Raw genomic sequence first — 16,148 nt, forward strand, 5'->3', positions numbered from 1 at the left:
GGCCCCGGCCGCCTGGTTTGTCTGCTTCAGTAGCCCATATTGGCGTGAACGTCTGGCGGGGCTTCGTGCGTCAACAACGACCACGTCAGATGCGCCATGACCTCGGGCGCCACCACCGTATGGCGATTCCCGTCTTTCTGCATCCCTTCGCGCAGGCGCTGGCGCACCTCGGCGCGTCCCGTCAGGTCGTAGACCACATCCACCTGGTCACCACGGGCCAGGATCTGTTCGACCGATTCCACCGGAATTCCCCGCGCCTGCGCCAGCTTGCGGCCATCGGTTTCGCCCTGCTCGGATACCGCGCAGATCTCCATCCCCGGCGTGTCGCTGTCCAGCAGCAGTTCCAGGAAACGCCCTCCCACACGGCCAAGACCGACAATTGCGATCTGAATCGCCATCACTCCCTCCTGTTGTTTTCGTTATATCCGGCATGCATCGAATGGCATGCCCATCGGAGTATAGGAGACATTCCTGTTTTCGTACGGCGGGGAGACATGGGGAAGATCAGGCCTTTTGGGGGCAGACCCCGCAGGCCCTACACTCGCCCGATCAACCGCAATGGAGTATCCCGATGAGCCAGCTGCAGCTTCCGATCCGCGTGGACCGCCGCGAACAGGGCAAGATCATCCAGCGCCTGGAGCGCCTGGAGGGCGTGGAGCTGGAGTTCACCGATCTCGATGTAGGCGACTACGAGCTCCCCAACGGAGTCGTCGTCGAGCGCAAGTCCGCCACTGACATGGTCCTGAGCGTCGTGGACCAGACGCTGTGGGAGAACGCGGCCAAGCTGAAGGCGCAGTACGACAAGGTCATCTACGTGGTCGAGGGCGACCTGTACGAACCGCGCTTTCATCAACAGGCGCTGGACATCCATCGCGCCCTTACGCACCTGACGATCGCACTCGGGATCAGCGTACTGCCCTCCAATGACGAGGACACCAGCGGCATGCTGATCTACCTGCTGGGTCTGAACGCCCAGGTCGATCCCGACCCGGCCGCGCGACCCGCCAAGCCCGAAAAGCGCCGCGAAGCAGCAGAGTTCATCGTCAGTGGCCTGCCGGGTGTGGAGCCCGACCAGGCCCGCGATCTGCTGCGCCAGTTCGGCAGCGTGCGCGACGTAATGAACACGGATGCACAGCAACTGGCCGAGATCGATGGCATGGACCTCGAGCGCGCCCAGCGCATCGAGTCGGTCGTAACTTACGGTAGCCGCAACGCCTGAGCGCCGATTCACGTGTCTCGGCCCCAGCCTGGCGTTACAATGCGCGATGTAGCCCATATGCGGACCCAGGGGCCGCGCGGAGCCAGGCTCGCGATTTCACGGGCAAACGGGACCGCAATTTACTGATTTCAGGGAGAAACCAATGACGTTTGTCGTTCTCGATAACTGCATCAAGTGCAAGTACACCGATTGCGTCGAGGTCTGCCCGGTCGATTGCTTCCATGAAGGCCCGAATTTCCTTGCGATCGACCCCGACGAGTGCATCGACTGCACGCTTTGCGAACCGGAATGTCCCGCCGAGGCGATTGTGCCGGAGGACGACGTCCCGGAGGATCAGTTGGAGTTTATCGAGCTGAACGCCGAACTCTCGCGTACATGGCCGGTGATCACCGCGCGCAAGGACCCGCCGGACGACGCCGAGGAGTGGGACGGCGTGGAAGGCAAGTTGCAGTACCTGGAACGCTAAGGAAACGCTGATGTAGTCCCACGTCCGCGTGGGCGCCCCCTTCCTTACGAGACAAGACGCGTCGTGCAGCGGGTAATGATTCTACCCCCAACACGGCGCAACAAGGTGCCACCCCGTGGGGCCAGGCGTCACACCCCACGACGCCTCTCCTGGCCTCTACGACACCGGTTCACCCGCCTTCGAACACTCCTTGCCACGTAATGCACGGCAGTGTCTCCGCAATGATCCATCCGCATCGCGCGGGATAGGCTCATCATTTCAATGCGTTAGCTTCACTCTTTCAGAGTGTGGCCGAGTGATCTGTATCACAACTGGCGCAGTTTGCGCCTCGTCATCATTCCACGAATCGTTCCAAGTCACTGTTCCTGCGAGGTTTCCATGTATTGGCCTGACTCCTGCTAGTGGTATGGCTACGTAGCGCGGTACCTCGTACACCGGGGCTACGACAACCGTCTATTGCTAGCTAGCCAATGGAGACTTGACCATGAACTTCAAAAAGACCCTGATTGCTTCCGCTGTCGCCCTGGCCTTCGGCCTGAGCTCGGGCCTGGCCCTGGCCAACCCGACCAATACCGCCGACGGCGAAGTCGGTGATCAAACCGCCACCGCCACCTCCTCGGCGGACGGCGGCGGCGCCTCGGCGAACGAGTATTCCCAGGCGTTGGCGATTAACGACTCCGACCTGTCGAACAGCTCGGACAACAGCACCTCGATCTCGGATTCCGGGAACACCACGGTTTCGGATTCGGGCAATGACAGCTCGGATAACAGCCTCAATATCGCCGACTCCGGCAACGACAGCTCCGACAACAGCACCAACATCTCCGAGTCCGGCAACACCATGGTTTCGGACTCGGGCAACGACAACTCGGACAACAGCCTGAACATCTCCGACTCGGGGAATGACAGTTCCGACAACAGCACCAACATCTCGGACTCCGGGAACGACAGTTCCGACAACAGTCTGAACATCTCGGATTCGGGTAACGACAACTCCGACAACAGCATGGCCCACGCGGACGACAACAGCGCGGCCGCCAATAATGGCTCCACCGCCTCGGTGACCCGTGACCAGAGCGACAACTCGGACAACAGCCTGGCCATCATGGACTCCGGCAACAGCACCGCGACCGACAGCTTCAACACAACGCTGCAGGTGAACGCCGTGGTCAGCCAGAACGAGCTGTCGGGTACCGTGACCGGGAACCATGTTGACGTTGCGCCCGAGGCGTCTCAGATGAGCTCCAACAGCATTGGGGCGGATTCCTTCGTGTCTCCGGCGGGGATTACCCAGGTGTCACAGAACAGTGGCGCCAACAGCCTGACCCAGCAGCAGGTTTCGGTGCAGGCGCACCTGAACCTGGGCAACTAGCCGACATACGTTGTCGGAACGGCATGCGGCGGGGGTTTTCCCCGCCGCATTCTCCCTGCCATGCAAGAGGGTCCGGTCATGTGTAATCCGTCAGCCCGTCGCGGCGGCATCGGTTCTGCCGCCTTTTTGTCCATCGGCATGATGCTGGCTGCGGGCGTTGCCCACGCCGACATGACGCCTGCCAGCACTCCCTCCCTCGAACTTGGCGCCGGGGAATACGAGGTGGTGGACATGGCCACCCTGGATGCACAGCGGGCACGTCAGGGCGTGACCAACATTCAGCTGGGCCAGATTCATTCGCGCATCGATCTGACCAACAACCAGGTCGTGAACTCCTCTACTGGCAGGAATCTGGTGGCGCCCGGGGCCTTTGACAACGCCCGCGGGATCTCCACGATCATCCAGAACAGCGGCAACAACGTTGCCATACAGGAATCCATGATCGTGAATATCACGATCAATCCATGAGGGAGCCTCGATGCGAACCCGCCGATGGTTCCCTGCATTGATCATCGCAGCCACACTGGCGCTTTCTCCGGGCTTGTCGGCCTGGGCCAGCGGGGCTCAGTTTCCCGGCGTAATCGGCAGCATGAATGTGCCCGTGGAAAGCCTGAAAGACCTTCGCTTTCGCTCGATCGTGCCACAGCGATACGACTTCAGCTGCGGCTCCGCGGCCCTCGCCACTCTGCTGACCTACCATTACGACCGACCGACCACCGAGGTCGAGACCTTTGACAGCATGTTCCGGCGCGGTGACCAGGATCTGATACGCGAGCAGGGCTTCTCCATGCTCGACATGAAACACTACCTGGAGGCCGACCAGGGCCTCCCGGCCGACGGCTTTCGCATCGGGCTCGACGACCTCGAGAACCTCGGCGTGCCGGCGATCGCGATGATCGAGACCCGCGGCTACCGTCATTTCGTAGTAATCAAGGGGCTCAAGGACGGCCAGGTTCTGGTGGGCGACCCGGCACTGGGGGTCAACAGCTATACCCGAAACGAATTTCAGCGGGTCTGGATCAACGACATCCTGTTTATCATCCGCGAGGATGTGGACCTTGCCCGGTACCGCTTCAATGCCTCGGAAACCTGGGCCGCCGTCACCCGGGCCCCGATCGAATCGGGCGTCGTGCGCAGCGATCTGGCGAGCTTTACGCTGAATCTGCCCCGCGCCGGGCAGTGGTGACCCGCGAGATGAACCCGATAAACCGTTTCCCCTGCAGCGTCCTCCTGGCCATCGTACTGGGCTGGACATGGCCGGTGGCCGGTCAAGCGCTCGATGCCCTGCCCCCAAGCGACGACTACCGCGTGGTGCCGGACACGGTACTGGAGGCCCAACGTGGCGGCTTCTTCGGACGCGACGGCCTGGAGATCTCGTTCGGACTGGAACAGATCACGTCCCTCAACGGCGAGGTGATCCATCAGTCGACGCTGCGCCCCCTGAGCGATCTCGCGAGCGGCGGCGGCCGGCCCGGCGGCGAGCTGCGATCGGTCGTGATCCAGACCGGTGGCGCGATGCCCGTGGAAAACTGGAGCTCCGGCATGGGATGGGTGACCGCGATTCAGAACGAACTCGACGGGCAGGACATTCGTCACCAGACCATCCTGCAACTGGAGCTGGGCAACCTGCAAATGCCACGCGGCGACCTCAGCCGGGCGCTGGAACAGCAAATGCTCGAACGCGGCGGGGGCTTCTGACCCCCCGCCACGGCAATGTCCCTCAGAAACGGATCGGCACCCGCAGGGTCGCCTGGACATCCGGGGCCGCCTCGGTCGCCCCTACCCCGAGGGAGAAGTTGACACTGGTGCGATCCGTCAACCGGTGCGAGATCCCCCACAGTACGGTCCCGACCTGGCGCCGCCCGAACACGGGTTCAAGTCCGCTGTCGTTTTCCACCCGCGTGCGGAACACCGTGCTGTGGTCATACCCGAAGCTCATCGAAGTGCGGTCATTCAGGCTGATGGCCATCCCCAGGCTCATCCCGACGGCATCGCCGGGATTGACCTTGCCATAGCCATCACCCACATCGCGCTCGATATTCCAGAGATAGCTGACATTGGCAAAGATGACCGCCGGGTCGGTGGGATAGATCATCGTCACACTGGGCTGGATGCTCCAGAACCCGGAACCCGTGGGCTGCTCCAGGAAGATCTCGCCCAGGCGATTACCCTCGTCGTCCAGAATCTCGCGGCGGGCTACGTCGAAGGGCCCCTTCCCGGTCGTACTCTTGGCCTTGAGGTTGCCGATAAAGAATGGCCGACCACGATCCGCCATGTTGAACTGGTAGGAAAGACCGAATTCGATATCGCCCAGTCCCTGCCCGGTGGAGCCGGTCACGCGCTCCAGCGCGGTCGCCTCGAGGATGTCGCGCCTGCGCACCTGCTGCTCACGGTAGACATAAGGGATCTTCATCCCCACCTCGAGCCGCTCGGTCACGCCATACCGGAAGCTTACGGCCGCGGTCAGCGTGTCGCGCTCTGTCTCGCTGACATCAATCAGGCCAATCGCCAGGGCCGGAACGATGGTGAACCCCTCGATTGATACATCCAGCGAGCTGCTGTGAACGTACGACAAGGACGGTTCTATTACCCACTGCCCCTTCGGCGTGAGCACGCCACGCTCCGCGAACACGGTCACCTCGGGACCTGAATCGACCGGGGCATCCCCGACGGCCTCTCGTCCCTCCTGACTCATGGCCGGCCCGGCCAGCCCCCAGCATAGAGGCACGACCCCCAACCCACTCCACTTGATCCATCGCTTGTCCACCATCGTTCTCCATGGCCCCAAGGGCCGAACCGTTACGCAAGGGCCATCCTCTTCCCCTACACAACCTTCACGGTGCGTCGGAACGCAGCCCGTGCTTGGCGAGCAAGCGGTAGAGCGTCATCCGGCCCACCCCCAACTGGCGTGCGGCCCGCGAGACGTTGTTGTCGCACTGGCCAAGCGCCTTGATGAGCAATTCCCGTTCGGCATTCGATCGCGCCTCGGCAAGCGTCGGTGGCTTCTCGGCCTGGGCCGGCACCGCGGCCAGTCCAAGATCCTCCGGACGAATCAGGCGTCCTTCCGCCATCGTGACCGCACGCCGCACACGATTGACCAGCTCGCGGACGTTGCCGGGCCAGCTGTAGGCGTGCATCGCCTGCCACGCGGCCTGGGTAAAGCCGCGCAAACGGGGGTTCTGACGACGAAACTGATCGAAGTAAAAACGTCCCAGCTCTTTCAGGTCCGTGCCCCGCTCACGCAGAGGAGGCACATCGAGCTGGATCACATTCAGGCGGTAATAGAGGTCCTGCCGAAACCGACCGGTTTCGACGGCCTTGTCGAGCGCAACGTGGGTCGCCGCGAGGACGCGTACATCCACCTTGATGGACTGTAGTCCACCGAGCCTGACCAGCGTCCCTTCCTGCAGAAAGCGGAGCAGATTGACTTGAAGATCCAGGCTGAGGTCGCCGATCTCGTCCAGCAGCAAGGTACCGCCATGCGCCAGCTCGAACTGCCCGATCTTGCGACGTCCTGCTCCGGTAAAGGCACCTGCCTCGTGCCCAAACAGCTCCGACTGGATCAGTTGTGCCGGCAAGGCGCCACAATTAACCGCGACGAACGGCCCGTTAGCCCGCCGCGAGTGCCGGTGTACCGCCAGCGCGGCCAGCTCCTTCCCGGTCCCGCTCTCTCCCTGAAACAGCACTGGCGCCTCGGAGCCGGCCACCCGTTCAATCTGACGGGCTAACGCCTGCATGGCAGGGCTGTGCCCGATAATAGGGATCGCATCTCCCGGCTCTGCATCCCGAGTCGGGCGCACAGGCCGTGCCTCCAGAGCCGCCATACCGCAGGCCCGCCCAAGGGTGATCTCAAGGCGCGCCTGGTCCAGTGGCAGAGTATGGAAGTCGTAACAGGACTCGCGGATCAGCTCGCGAACGTCATCGTGCAACAGTAAATCCGGGTGCACCAGCGCAATCCACTTCACGTGCTGGTGCGTGTGAACAAGCTCGGTGGCCCAGGGCGGTACCGGGCTCCCCAGGTCCAGGAGCCCAACCCGGATCTTGTCCAGCACCTCGCCGGAAGACCCGGCCGGGCGCGGCACATGGGTCAGCTTCCAGGCATCCGAAAGGCCCGCGAGCGAGTCGCATGCACATCCCCCCGCGTCCATCCACGCCACTTCGCGCACCATGGAGGTCGCGCAGGCGCGCTGCAGCGCATAACGCGATCCGTCGGCATCCCCCCGGGGCAGGAAACCCCCACCATCCACCGACCGCAAAAAGGAACCGTTCAACCTTCGCGATCCGGCCATGCTCGTCCCTATTGTTCCAAACCCCGGCCAATATGCCGATGGACTCCCCCTGAGACAGGGCCGGGGCATTCAACAGCGTCTACGCCGAATATAGGGCAAAAGAACGATCAGAACGGGAAAACGCAGGAGGGAAATTCACCACCCAAAAGAATTAAGATTGAATTTAATATTCGGCATTAATATTCCCAAAAACAAAAACGCAGAAACAAAAACAGGCCGCTACAAGGCGGCCTGTTTTTGTGATCAATTTAAAACTTGTCAATGCCTACACAGCACTCACAATGGGTCAATCACACAACGGGTTTACATCCTGCCGACGCCGATCACCACAGCCAGGTCTCTGGCTGCTCAATGGCCCGGTCTTCGTTGTTTGCCAGCAGCCCCTTGATACAGCGCACCAATAGCCAGATGATCATGAACAGCAACACCAGGAACCCAATGCCGACTGGGGTCAGGATCGCACCCACGACTACACCCAGCAGTCCAATCCAGAACGTACGAATCTGGTATGTGAAATGAGTATCGCTGACAGCGTCTCCATCGTGACGCTTGATGTAAGCAATAATCACTCCCGCGATCGCGGTCAGGGCGGTGAGAAAACTGACCAGGTACAGCACGTACACCACAGTCACCATGGTGCGCTCCTTGCGCGGACCCGGCACCGGACGGCTCACTTCGCTTGGTTCGACTTCCGGTCTTGTTCCCTCGGTCACCTTGCACCTCCCGTTGGCATGGTCAGGCTCATCACAGGCCTCTTGGGCGAGACTAGCACTTTTGATACTGCCCCAGCAGACTCGTGCGTCTACATTGGGCCCGCCCAGACGATCAGCACGATCCCCAGCAGCGCAAACACAAAGCCCGTCAACTGCACGCGTGACATGCGCTCGGCCTGAAACAGGCGGGCCATCAGTGCGGTCGGCGCGGGTGATAGTGCCCCGGCCACTGCAATAATCGACAACAGCCCCATGCGCACGGCCACCACGAAGGCCAGTGTAGCGGCGGCCTGAAACAGCCCCGCCAGCGCCAGCAGAACAAAGGTGGAGCGGCTCATACCGCGTTCGGGCCGCAGGACCAGCATGACCAGGGCCAGCGTAAAGGCCCCGACCGCCGAGGTCGCAACCACGGGCCACAAAGGCGACCCGGTCTGGGCCTGATCGAGAAACACGAACACCAGTCCGAAACAGACCCCCGCGATCACGGCGTTGAGCAGACCCTTGACCGGATGCGCACCCCGGGCCAGCGCCAGCAGACCACGCACCGGTTGATCCAGACGCCGCGGGCTGGCCTTGCGCGCCCCACCCGAGATCATGCCAATCGCGACCACAATCGCGGCAATCCCGACCAGGGCCAGCACCCCGGGCCGCTCGCCGAGCGCCAGCCCGACTCCCAACGGGACCAGCGCGGAGATCACACCGGTAATCGCCGCCACCAGGCCCATGGAGCCCTCTGCCAGCCCGCGGTAGTAGGCGAGGAGGCCGAGCGCCAGCGCCAGTCCGGAGGCACCGCCCCAGAACAGTGCCTGAGGGCCCGGAAAGCCGGCAAGCGGAACGGCAATGAGCAGCAGTACGCCGGTGGCCAGGAGCTGCGAGTAACAGGCCACGACCAGCGCCGGAATACGGCGCGAGGCCAGACCACCAAGAAAATCGCCCGCGCCAAACCCAAGCGCCGTCAGAAGCCCGAGAAAAAACGCCATCAGCGATACCGCCGTCGCGAACGCGGGGTTCGCTGGCGGCGGGCCTTATTCACCTGCCTTTTCGAGCAGCTCCTTCAGACGGCCTTCGTTCGCCGCGGTGTGGATGCCGGTGACGGTGCCCTCGCCGTCGAGCAGGATGACGGTGACCTCTTCCGGAGTATGCGGCATAAAGCCCGCGTCCTCTTCCGAGCGAGTAATCGCGGTGGGGTACTCGCGTGCCTGCATGCGAGGCAGGACGACGTTTTCCATCACATGCGGCGGCATCTGATGAATATCGGCGATATAGATCACCCCGATTTCATTGCGTTGTTCTTCTGTCATTTCACCCAGAACGGCATTGGCGATATCCGCCGGGGCCATCTCCACCGTCTTGAGGATGACGCGCGCCGCGCCCGGGATCTGTAGCGGGTTCCCGTGTTGATCGTTCAGTGTGCGCTCGGGGAAGGTCTCGCCCTCGACGACGTCATCGGCCGAGGCCTCGACGCCACCCTCGCAGCCCGCCAGCAGCAGGGTCGAGGTGGCAAACAGGGCGGCAAGCAAAAGTGCGGGCAATCGTGTCATGGGGATTCCTCCAGGGCTGTGAATCAATGCGCGCCGCGAACAACCGGACGTACGCGGCAAACGCCGCCGATGGTAACGCATCCATTGCGCCAGTAGACTGCAGGGGAAACACTGGTCCATGTACACGCTCGCGCTCGAGTCGCTTTTGCGTGCGAACAAGGCGCGGCGACTGCCGTGCAGTCATTCTGCACAAAGGAGCCGCAACGCCGTGCGCGCGCCCGTTTTTGATGACAACGGGCGGCCGAGCCCCTGCATTGAATGGTTTGTGGGGTTGGTACCCCAGGTTCCCCGATCCTGCGTTGCGCCGCTTGCGGGTAGAACCACTACCCGCTGCGCGACACGCCTTGTCTCGGAAAACCTGGGGTACCAACGCGAGCGTGTACATGGACCAGTGTTTCCCTACGCGAATTTCCAAGGGCCCGCCGATGGTTCAGCCACTGATCAAACTGCTGCGGCCGCACCAGTACATCAAGAACGGGTTTGTCCTGCTGGGCGTCGTGTTCGCCCACGAGTGGGAACCGGCGATGCTGCTGGCCGCCGGGGTCGCCTTTGTCGCGTTTTGTGCAATGGCGAGTGCCGTTTATGTACTGAACGACATCGTCGACGTCGAGGCCGACCGCCAGCATCCGGTCAAGCGCCACCGGCCCATTGCCAGCGGGGCCATTCCGGCCAGTACCGCCTGGGCGATCTTTGCAACGCTGGTGGTGGTCGCGCTCGTACTGGCGGCGTTGGTCAGCACCGGCGTGACCGCACTCGTGCTTGCCTACCTGGTGCTGAACGTCGCCTACTCCTGGTGGCTGAAGCATGTCGTCATCCTGGATGTGTTCAGCATCTCGGCGGGCTTCATGCTGCGCATCCTGGCCGGCACGCTCGGCCTCGGGATCGAACCCTCGCAGTGGCTGCTGCTGTGCGGCCTGATGCTCACGCTGTTTCTTGGCTTCGCCAAGCGCCGTGCGGAACTGGCGGATACCGCGATCGAGCGGTCCCCCGAGCGCGAGGGCCCGCGCCGTGTACTCAATGACTACAGCGTGGGCCTGGTGGACCAGTTCATCGCGATCAGCGCAGCCTGCACGGTCCTGGCGTACGGGCTTTATACGGTCAGTGCACAGACGATCGACCTGCACGGCACCGACGGGCTGATCTACACCCTGCCGCTCGTAATCTACGGCATCTTCCGCTACCTGTTCCTGCTGCACGCCCGAGGCGGGGGCAACGACACCTCGCGCGACCTGGTCACCGACCCGCACCTGCTCGCGACGGTCGCTGTCTGGCTGGGCGTCACCATCGTCGTACTCGCATGAGCGCAGTGCTGCTGTCCGGCTGGCGCATGCGGGCCGTGATGCTCTCCGTAATCGCGGCGGTCGTGCTGTATCTCGGAGTTGCGCTGTGGGCGGGGGCCACCGAGGTCTGGCATGCCCTCACCCTCGTGGGGATCGGCGGCCTGCTGCTGGCACTGTCGCTCTCATTGGTGAACTATTCGCTGCGTTTCACGCGCTGGCAGCTCTACCTGCGCCGCCTGGGTCACCACGTGCCCCTGCGCGGGAGCGCGCACATCTACCTGGCGGGGTTCGCCCTGACCACCACCCCCGGAAAGACGGGCGAGGCGCTGCGCGGGGTGCTCCTGAAGCGACGCCATGTTCCCTATCCCGACAGCTTCGCGGCCTTTGTCAGCGAGCGTCTGTCGGATCTGATCGCGGTCGTGCTGCTGTCGATGCTGGGCTTCACCCTGGTGGTCAAGGGTGGCTGGCTGATCCTCGCCGGGGCCAGCGCGGTGGCGCTCGCGCTGGTCATCCTGTCGTGGCGCCGACCACTTGCGCGGCTGCAGGCGTGGACGGACCGACCCGGCCAGCGTCTGTGGCGGACCATTCATCACCTGGCGACCGTCCTCCTGCAGGCCCGCCGCTGCCATCGTCCGGCCCTGCTGGCCGGGACGACCCTGCTGAGCGTGGTCGCCTGGAGCGCAGAGGCGCTCGCCTTCTGGTGGATCCTCAACGCGATGGGCTTCGAGGCCAGCTTTGCCTTCGCCGCATTCGTGTTCGCGCTGGCGATGCTGGCCGGCGCGCTGAGCTTCCTGCCCGGCGGGCTCGGCGGGACCGAGGCCGTGATGGTCGGCCTGTTGCTGCTGCACGACATGCCCGCAGCCGATGCGGTTGCCGCGACCATGCTGATCCGCTTCACGACCCTGTGGTTTGCGGTCATCCTGGGCCTGATTGCACTGGGCACCAACCCCGAGGCCCGCGGCCGCGAACAACCGGAGGCTACGGCATGACCACGAGCTGGAACCGCATCCCGCGTGTCGCGCACGCCGCCGAGGTCTCCCTGACCCGGCGCGGCCAGCCCCTGCCCGAGGCTGCGCACCCGCTGCTGGCCCACGCCCTCGGCCGTAGCTACGGCGACGTCTGCCTGAATCCCGGCGGGACCCTGCTGCATACCCGAGACCTCGACCGCTTCATCACCTTCGACACGGACACCGGCCGCATTACCGCCGAGGCCGGTCTGACCCTCGACGACTTGCTGCGCTTCGCGGTCACGCGCGGCTGGTTCGTGCCGGTGGTACCCGGCACACGCTTTGTCACACTCGGAGGCGCCGTGGCCAACGACGTGCACGGCAAAAATCACCACCATGCCGGCAGCTTTGGCGAGCATGTCCGCGCCCTGACCCTGCGCCGCTCCAACGGCGAATGCCTCGAAGTGACCCCCGACGGCACTCCAGACTGGTTCGCCGCGACCGTCGGCGGGCTCGGGCTGACCGGCCTGATCGAGACGGTCACGCTGCAACTCATTCCCGTGCGCACCCCCTGGATGCGCGCCTGGTCGCAGCGCTTCGACAGCCTGGACGAGTTCTGGGAACTGGACGCCCGGGCCGAGCGCGAATGGCCCTACACCGTCGCCTGGATCGACTGCCTGAACCCGGGCCCGCGCGGCGAGGTCGGGCGCGGCATCTACAGCGGGGCACGCCATGCGACCACCGCACCGGCACGCAGCCGATACCGGGAGCCCCGCCGCGCCATCCCGCTGGACCCGCCAGTGTCACTGGTCAACCGCGTGACCCTGCGGCTGTTCAACCAGCTCTATTTCCGCCAGTCCGTACACCCGACCGCCCGCGCCGTCCATCACCTGCCCTGGCTCTTCCCGCTGGACGCGATCCGCCACTGGAACCGCATCTACGGGTACAAGGGCTTTTACCAGTACCAGTGCGTACTGCCTCCGCATGCGCAGAAGGACGGCATGCAGGCGCTGCTCGATACCGTGGCCGCCAGCGGCCAGGGTTCGTTCCTCGCCGTGCTCAAGCGCTTCGGGGATCGCGCGGGACCGGGGATGCTGTCATTCCCCCGACCCGGCGCGACCCTGGCGCTGGATTTCCCCGATCGCGGCAACGACACCGAGCACCTGTTCCGGCGCCTGGACCGCATCGTGCAGGAAGCCGGCGGCGCGCTGTATCCGGCCAAGGATGCGCGCATGTCACCCGAGCTGTTCCGCAGCGGCTTTCCCCGCTGGGAGGAGTTCGCTAGCTTTGTCGACCCCGAATTCTCCTCCGGCTTCTGGCGCAGGGTAACCAAATGAACCGTTTGCAATCCGTCGTGATCCTCGGCGCCACCTCGGCAATCGCCACCGCCGTCGCGCGCGAACTCGCCGAGCACGGCGCCCGACTGTTCCTGGTCGCGCGCGACGGCGAGCGGCTGGAGCCCCTGCTGCAGGATCTGCGCGTACGCGGCGACGATGCCTCCGCCATGCGCATCCTCGGCACGACGGCCGACCTGGCGGACGTCGACGCCCATGCGGACGTATGGGCACAGGCCCAGGAGGCGCTGGGAGACAACATCGATGCGGTGCTGCTGGCCTGGGGCGCGCTGCCGGATCAGGAGGCCTGCAACGTGTCGGTCGCGACCACGCTGGAGGCGATCCACGTGAACGGTACCAGCGCCATCGCCTTCCTGGCCCATATAGCGCCCGACTTCGAACAGCGCGGCCGTGGCGTGATCGCCGCCATCGGGTCGGTCGCCGGCGACCGCGGGCGCCAGAGCAACTACGTCTACGGCACTGCCAAGGGCATGCTGGCCACCTATCTCCAGGGGCTGCGCAACCGGCTGTTCTTCAGCGGCGTGGATGTGGTCACGATCAAGCCGGGTTTCGTGCGCACCCCGATGACCGAGGGCTTCAACCGCGCCGGCGCGCTGTGGGCGGAGCCCGAGACGGTCGCGCGCGGGATCGTCAAGGCCATGCGCCGCGGCCGCGATGTCGCCTACCTGCCCTGGATCTGGTGGGGCATCATGACCGTGATCCGCCTGATCCCCGAGTACCTGTTCAAACGCCTGAAGCTGTAATGACGGCTCCGCAACGCATCGTGCTGTTCGACTTCGACGGGACCCTGACCCGACGCGACACCCTGTTCCCGTTCCTGCGCTTCACGCTGGGTACGCCGCGCTTTCTCGCGTCCCTGCCCGGGTGCCTGCCGACACTGGCGGGCTTCGCGCGCGGGCGCATCGCCAACCAGGTCGCCAAGGAGGCCGTGCTCCAGCGGACGATCGGCGGCGCATCCCTGGACGATCTGCAGGCCCGGGGCCGTGCCTTCGCCGATCGCGGGCTGGACCGCTTGCTGCGACCCGTCGGCATGGAACGCCTCAACCATCACCAGGCGGCCGGCGACACCTGCGTGCTGGTCTCGGCCTCGCTGGATCTGTGGCTGCGCCCCTGGGCCGAGCGCCATGGCCTGGCCGACGTGATCTGCTCGCGCCTGGCGGTCGACGATCACGGCCGCGTCAGCGGGCACCTCGACGGCACCAACTGCCAGGGCGCGGCCAAACCCGCCGCGATCGCCAGCTGGCTGGGGCGCTTCGACCCGGATACCCCTGTGGATCTCTACGCCGCCTACGGCGACACCGCGGGGGACGAGCCGATGCTACAGATGGTCACCACGGGTTATCGGCTGCGTGGCGGCCGGTTCGAGCCGGTCCAGACGGGCACGTCGTCGGCATGAGTGCAGATCGGCTGCCTCCCGGCGCGCCCTGGCTCGCGCGCCACTACGGTGCGGTGCTGCTGACCGCCCTGGCTGCGAAGATCCTGATCGCCTGGACCCTGCCGATCACGGGCGACGAGGCCTACTTCCTGATCTGGGGGCAGAACCCCGATCTCGGCTACTACGACCACCCCCCGATGGTGGGCTGGTGGCTGACCGTGGTGCTGGCAATCTCGGACCACCCGCTCGCGATCCGGGCGCTGGGGATCGCCGTATCCATGGCCCCCGCCCTGCTGATCCTTGCGCTGTGGCATCGCCAGGACCCGGTTCGGGCGCGGCTGGTCTCGCTGATCGCCCTGTTCGTGCCGCTGCTGTTCATCGCGGTACTGACCGCCACGGACACCCCGCTGCTCCTGTTCGGCCTGCTGGCCACCGGTCTGACCTGGCAAGCGCTGCGCACCGGGCGTCCCGGCTGGTTCCTGCTGGCCGGATTCGCTCTGGGCCTGGCCTTCCTGTCGAAGTACTTCGCGGTGCTGCTCGGGATTGCGCTAGGGCTGCATATCCTGCTGTTCGCGCCGCGCCACTGGCGCGGACTGCTGCTGATCATCCTCGGCGTCGTGCCGGCGGTGGCCCTGAACCTGTACTGGAACTGGGACAACTGCTGGTACAACGTGATGTTCAACATCGTGAACCGGCATGGCGGCGACGGGATCGATTCCGCCAACGTGCTCGCCTACGCGGCGATGCTGGTCTATGTGTTCACCCCCTGGCTGCTGTGGTTCATCGCCCGCGAGTTCCGCGCGCTGGGGCCCGGCATCCGCGAACATCACTTCGGGGTCTTCCTGAGCGCCGGGCTGATCCCGCTCGCGGTGTTCGCCCTGCTGGCGCCGTTCAAGAGCATCGGCCTGCACTGGTTGGCGGTGTTCGTGCCCTTCCTGCTGCTGCCCGCCCTGTTCCTGAGCACCCGCTCGCTGAACATCAGCGCCTGGCTCTCGGCCATCCTGGCCGGCGTGCACGCGGCCGTACTCTTGACCATCGCACTGATGCCCGTGGAATGGCTCGAGGGCCACGACCGCTACGGCGATGCGGTCTACTACCTCGCCCCGGAATCCGTGGCCGAGGCCGTGAACGAATATGACCCGGACTGGCACGTGTTCACGCGCAGCTATTCACGCTCCGCGGTCCTCGCCTACTACGCGGGACGCGAGGTCGGGGTATTCGGCTCCGGCTCGCACTATGGCCGCCAGGATGACCTGCTGACCGACTTCCGCGCCCTCGACGGCGAGAATCTGCTGTACGTCGCGACCCGCGGCAAGGTCGACCGGGGCGATCTGGAACCCTTCTTCGACGAGGTCGTGATCCGCCGCCAGTCCATCCGCGGGATCGACTGGGAGATCGCCGAGGGTCGGGGCTTTCGGTATGAGGCCTACCACGAACAGGTGCTGCAGGAGATCCTGGACGACTACTACACCATCCCCACCTGGCTGCCCGAAGGCCGCTGCGACTTCACCGATCGATATAGCCGGTGACCCACCGAACGCCTGTTCGGTATTACGGTCACACAGGCACGCCGATGCGCTTGAACCCGCCG

18 protein-coding genes are annotated in these 16,148 nt (G+C 64.6%); 12 read left to right on the forward strand and 6 right to left on the reverse strand.

Features of this window, described 5'->3' with window-relative positions:
- Window positions 1-26: 26 nt before the first annotated feature.
- Entirely contained in the window at window positions 27-398 is a 372-nt protein-coding gene (locus C935_RS0105925; RefSeq protein ID WP_018861600.1) for a hypothetical protein, read from the reverse strand.
- 173 nt (window positions 399-571) lie between these two features.
- Between C935_RS0105925 and C935_RS0105930 the strand changes: the two genes are divergently transcribed.
- From C935_RS0105930 to C935_RS0105955, 6 genes are all read left to right on the forward strand, one after another.
- Window positions 572-1,219: an ERCC4 domain-containing protein gene (locus C935_RS0105930; RefSeq protein ID WP_018861601.1), complete on the forward strand. Its 648-nt coding sequence runs from the start codon at window positions 572-574 to the stop codon at window positions 1,217-1,219.
- 142 nt (window positions 1,220-1,361) lie between these two features.
- Entirely contained in the window at window positions 1,362-1,685 is a 324-nt protein-coding gene (gene fdxA / locus C935_RS0105935) for a ferredoxin FdxA (protein ID WP_018861602.1), read from the forward strand.
- Between the two features lie 484 nt (window positions 1,686-2,169).
- Complete coding sequence (locus tag C935_RS0105940; protein WP_018861603.1) at window positions 2,170-3,057, forward strand: hypothetical protein; 888 nt, start codon at window positions 2,170-2,172, stop codon at window positions 3,055-3,057.
- A gap of 138 nt (window positions 3,058-3,195) precedes the next feature.
- On the forward strand, window positions 3,196-3,525 hold the full coding sequence (locus C935_RS0105945) for a hypothetical protein (RefSeq protein WP_026278676.1): 330 nt from the start codon (window positions 3,196-3,198) through the stop codon (window positions 3,523-3,525).
- Between the two features lie 10 nt (window positions 3,526-3,535).
- Window positions 3,536-4,243, forward strand: a complete 708-nt coding sequence (locus tag C935_RS0105950) for a C39 family peptidase (RefSeq protein ID WP_026278677.1) — start codon at window positions 3,536-3,538, stop codon at window positions 4,241-4,243.
- Window positions 4,244-4,251: 8 nt separating this feature from the next.
- The gene (locus tag C935_RS0105955) at window positions 4,252-4,755 is read left to right on the forward strand and encodes a hypothetical protein (protein ID WP_026278678.1); all 504 of its coding nucleotides are present in this window, start codon (window positions 4,252-4,254) and stop codon (window positions 4,753-4,755) included.
- A 22-nt stretch (window positions 4,756-4,777) separates the two neighbouring features.
- Here C935_RS0105955 and C935_RS0105960 read toward each other — a convergent pair whose 3' ends face one another.
- From C935_RS0105960 to C935_RS0105980, 5 genes are all read right to left on the reverse strand, one after another.
- Window positions 4,778-5,827 carry a transporter gene (locus C935_RS0105960; protein ID WP_018861607.1) on the reverse strand — a complete coding sequence of 350 codons (1,050 nt, stop codon included), beginning with the start codon at window positions 5,825-5,827 and terminating at the stop codon, window positions 4,778-4,780.
- Window positions 5,828-5,891: 64 nt separating this feature from the next.
- Entirely contained in the window at window positions 5,892-7,328 is a 1,437-nt protein-coding gene (locus tag C935_RS0105965) for a sigma-54 dependent transcriptional regulator (protein WP_018861608.1), read from the reverse strand.
- Between the two features lie 341 nt (window positions 7,329-7,669).
- Entirely contained in the window at window positions 7,670-7,981 is a 312-nt protein-coding gene (locus tag C935_RS0105970) for a hypothetical protein (RefSeq protein WP_018861609.1), read from the reverse strand.
- Between the two features lie 167 nt (window positions 7,982-8,148).
- On the reverse strand, window positions 8,149-9,039 hold the full coding sequence (locus C935_RS0105975; RefSeq protein WP_018861610.1) for a DMT family transporter: 891 nt from the start codon (window positions 9,037-9,039) through the stop codon (window positions 8,149-8,151).
- A 45-nt stretch (window positions 9,040-9,084) separates the two neighbouring features.
- Complete coding sequence (locus tag C935_RS0105980) at window positions 9,085-9,600, reverse strand: hypothetical protein (RefSeq protein ID WP_018861611.1); 516 nt, start codon at window positions 9,598-9,600, stop codon at window positions 9,085-9,087.
- A gap of 425 nt (window positions 9,601-10,025) precedes the next feature.
- On the opposite strand from C935_RS0105980, the gene C935_RS0105985 reads away from it, so the two are divergent.
- Genes C935_RS0105985 through C935_RS0106010 form a run of 6 tightly spaced genes read left to right on the forward strand, consistent with a single transcriptional unit; the run spans window position 10,026 to window position 16,086 of the window.
- The gene (locus C935_RS0105985) at window positions 10,026-10,901 is read left to right on the forward strand and encodes a decaprenyl-phosphate phosphoribosyltransferase (RefSeq protein WP_018861612.1); all 876 of its coding nucleotides are present in this window, start codon (window positions 10,026-10,028) and stop codon (window positions 10,899-10,901) included.
- Window positions 10,898-11,869 carry a lysylphosphatidylglycerol synthase transmembrane domain-containing protein gene (locus C935_RS0105990; RefSeq protein WP_026278681.1) on the forward strand — a complete coding sequence of 324 codons (972 nt, stop codon included), beginning with the start codon at window positions 10,898-10,900 and terminating at the stop codon, window positions 11,867-11,869. The genes C935_RS0105985 and C935_RS0105990 overlap by 4 nt, the downstream gene beginning before the upstream one ends.
- Entirely contained in the window at window positions 11,866-13,164 is a 1,299-nt protein-coding gene (locus C935_RS0105995; protein WP_018861614.1) for an FAD-binding oxidoreductase, read from the forward strand. Before C935_RS0105990 ends, C935_RS0105995 begins: the two co-directional genes overlap by 4 nt.
- Window positions 13,161-13,925 carry an SDR family oxidoreductase gene (locus C935_RS0106000; protein WP_018861615.1) on the forward strand — a complete coding sequence of 255 codons (765 nt, stop codon included), beginning with the start codon at window positions 13,161-13,163 and terminating at the stop codon, window positions 13,923-13,925. The genes C935_RS0105995 and C935_RS0106000 overlap by 4 nt, the downstream gene beginning before the upstream one ends.
- Window positions 13,925-14,578, forward strand: coding sequence for an HAD family hydrolase (locus C935_RS0106005; RefSeq protein ID WP_018861616.1), 654 nt, complete (start codon window positions 13,925-13,927; stop codon window positions 14,576-14,578). The genes C935_RS0106000 and C935_RS0106005 overlap by 1 nt, the downstream gene beginning before the upstream one ends.
- The gene (locus tag C935_RS0106010) at window positions 14,575-16,086 is read left to right on the forward strand and encodes a glycosyltransferase family 39 protein (protein WP_018861617.1); all 1,512 of its coding nucleotides are present in this window, start codon (window positions 14,575-14,577) and stop codon (window positions 16,084-16,086) included. Before C935_RS0106005 ends, C935_RS0106010 begins: the two co-directional genes overlap by 4 nt.
- Window positions 16,087-16,148: the final 62 nt, after the last annotated feature.

The sequence above is a fragment of the Thioalkalivibrio sp. ALJ3 genome (assembly GCF_000377205.1).
Lineage (GTDB): Bacteria > Pseudomonadota > Gammaproteobacteria > Ectothiorhodospirales > Ectothiorhodospiraceae > Thioalkalivibrio.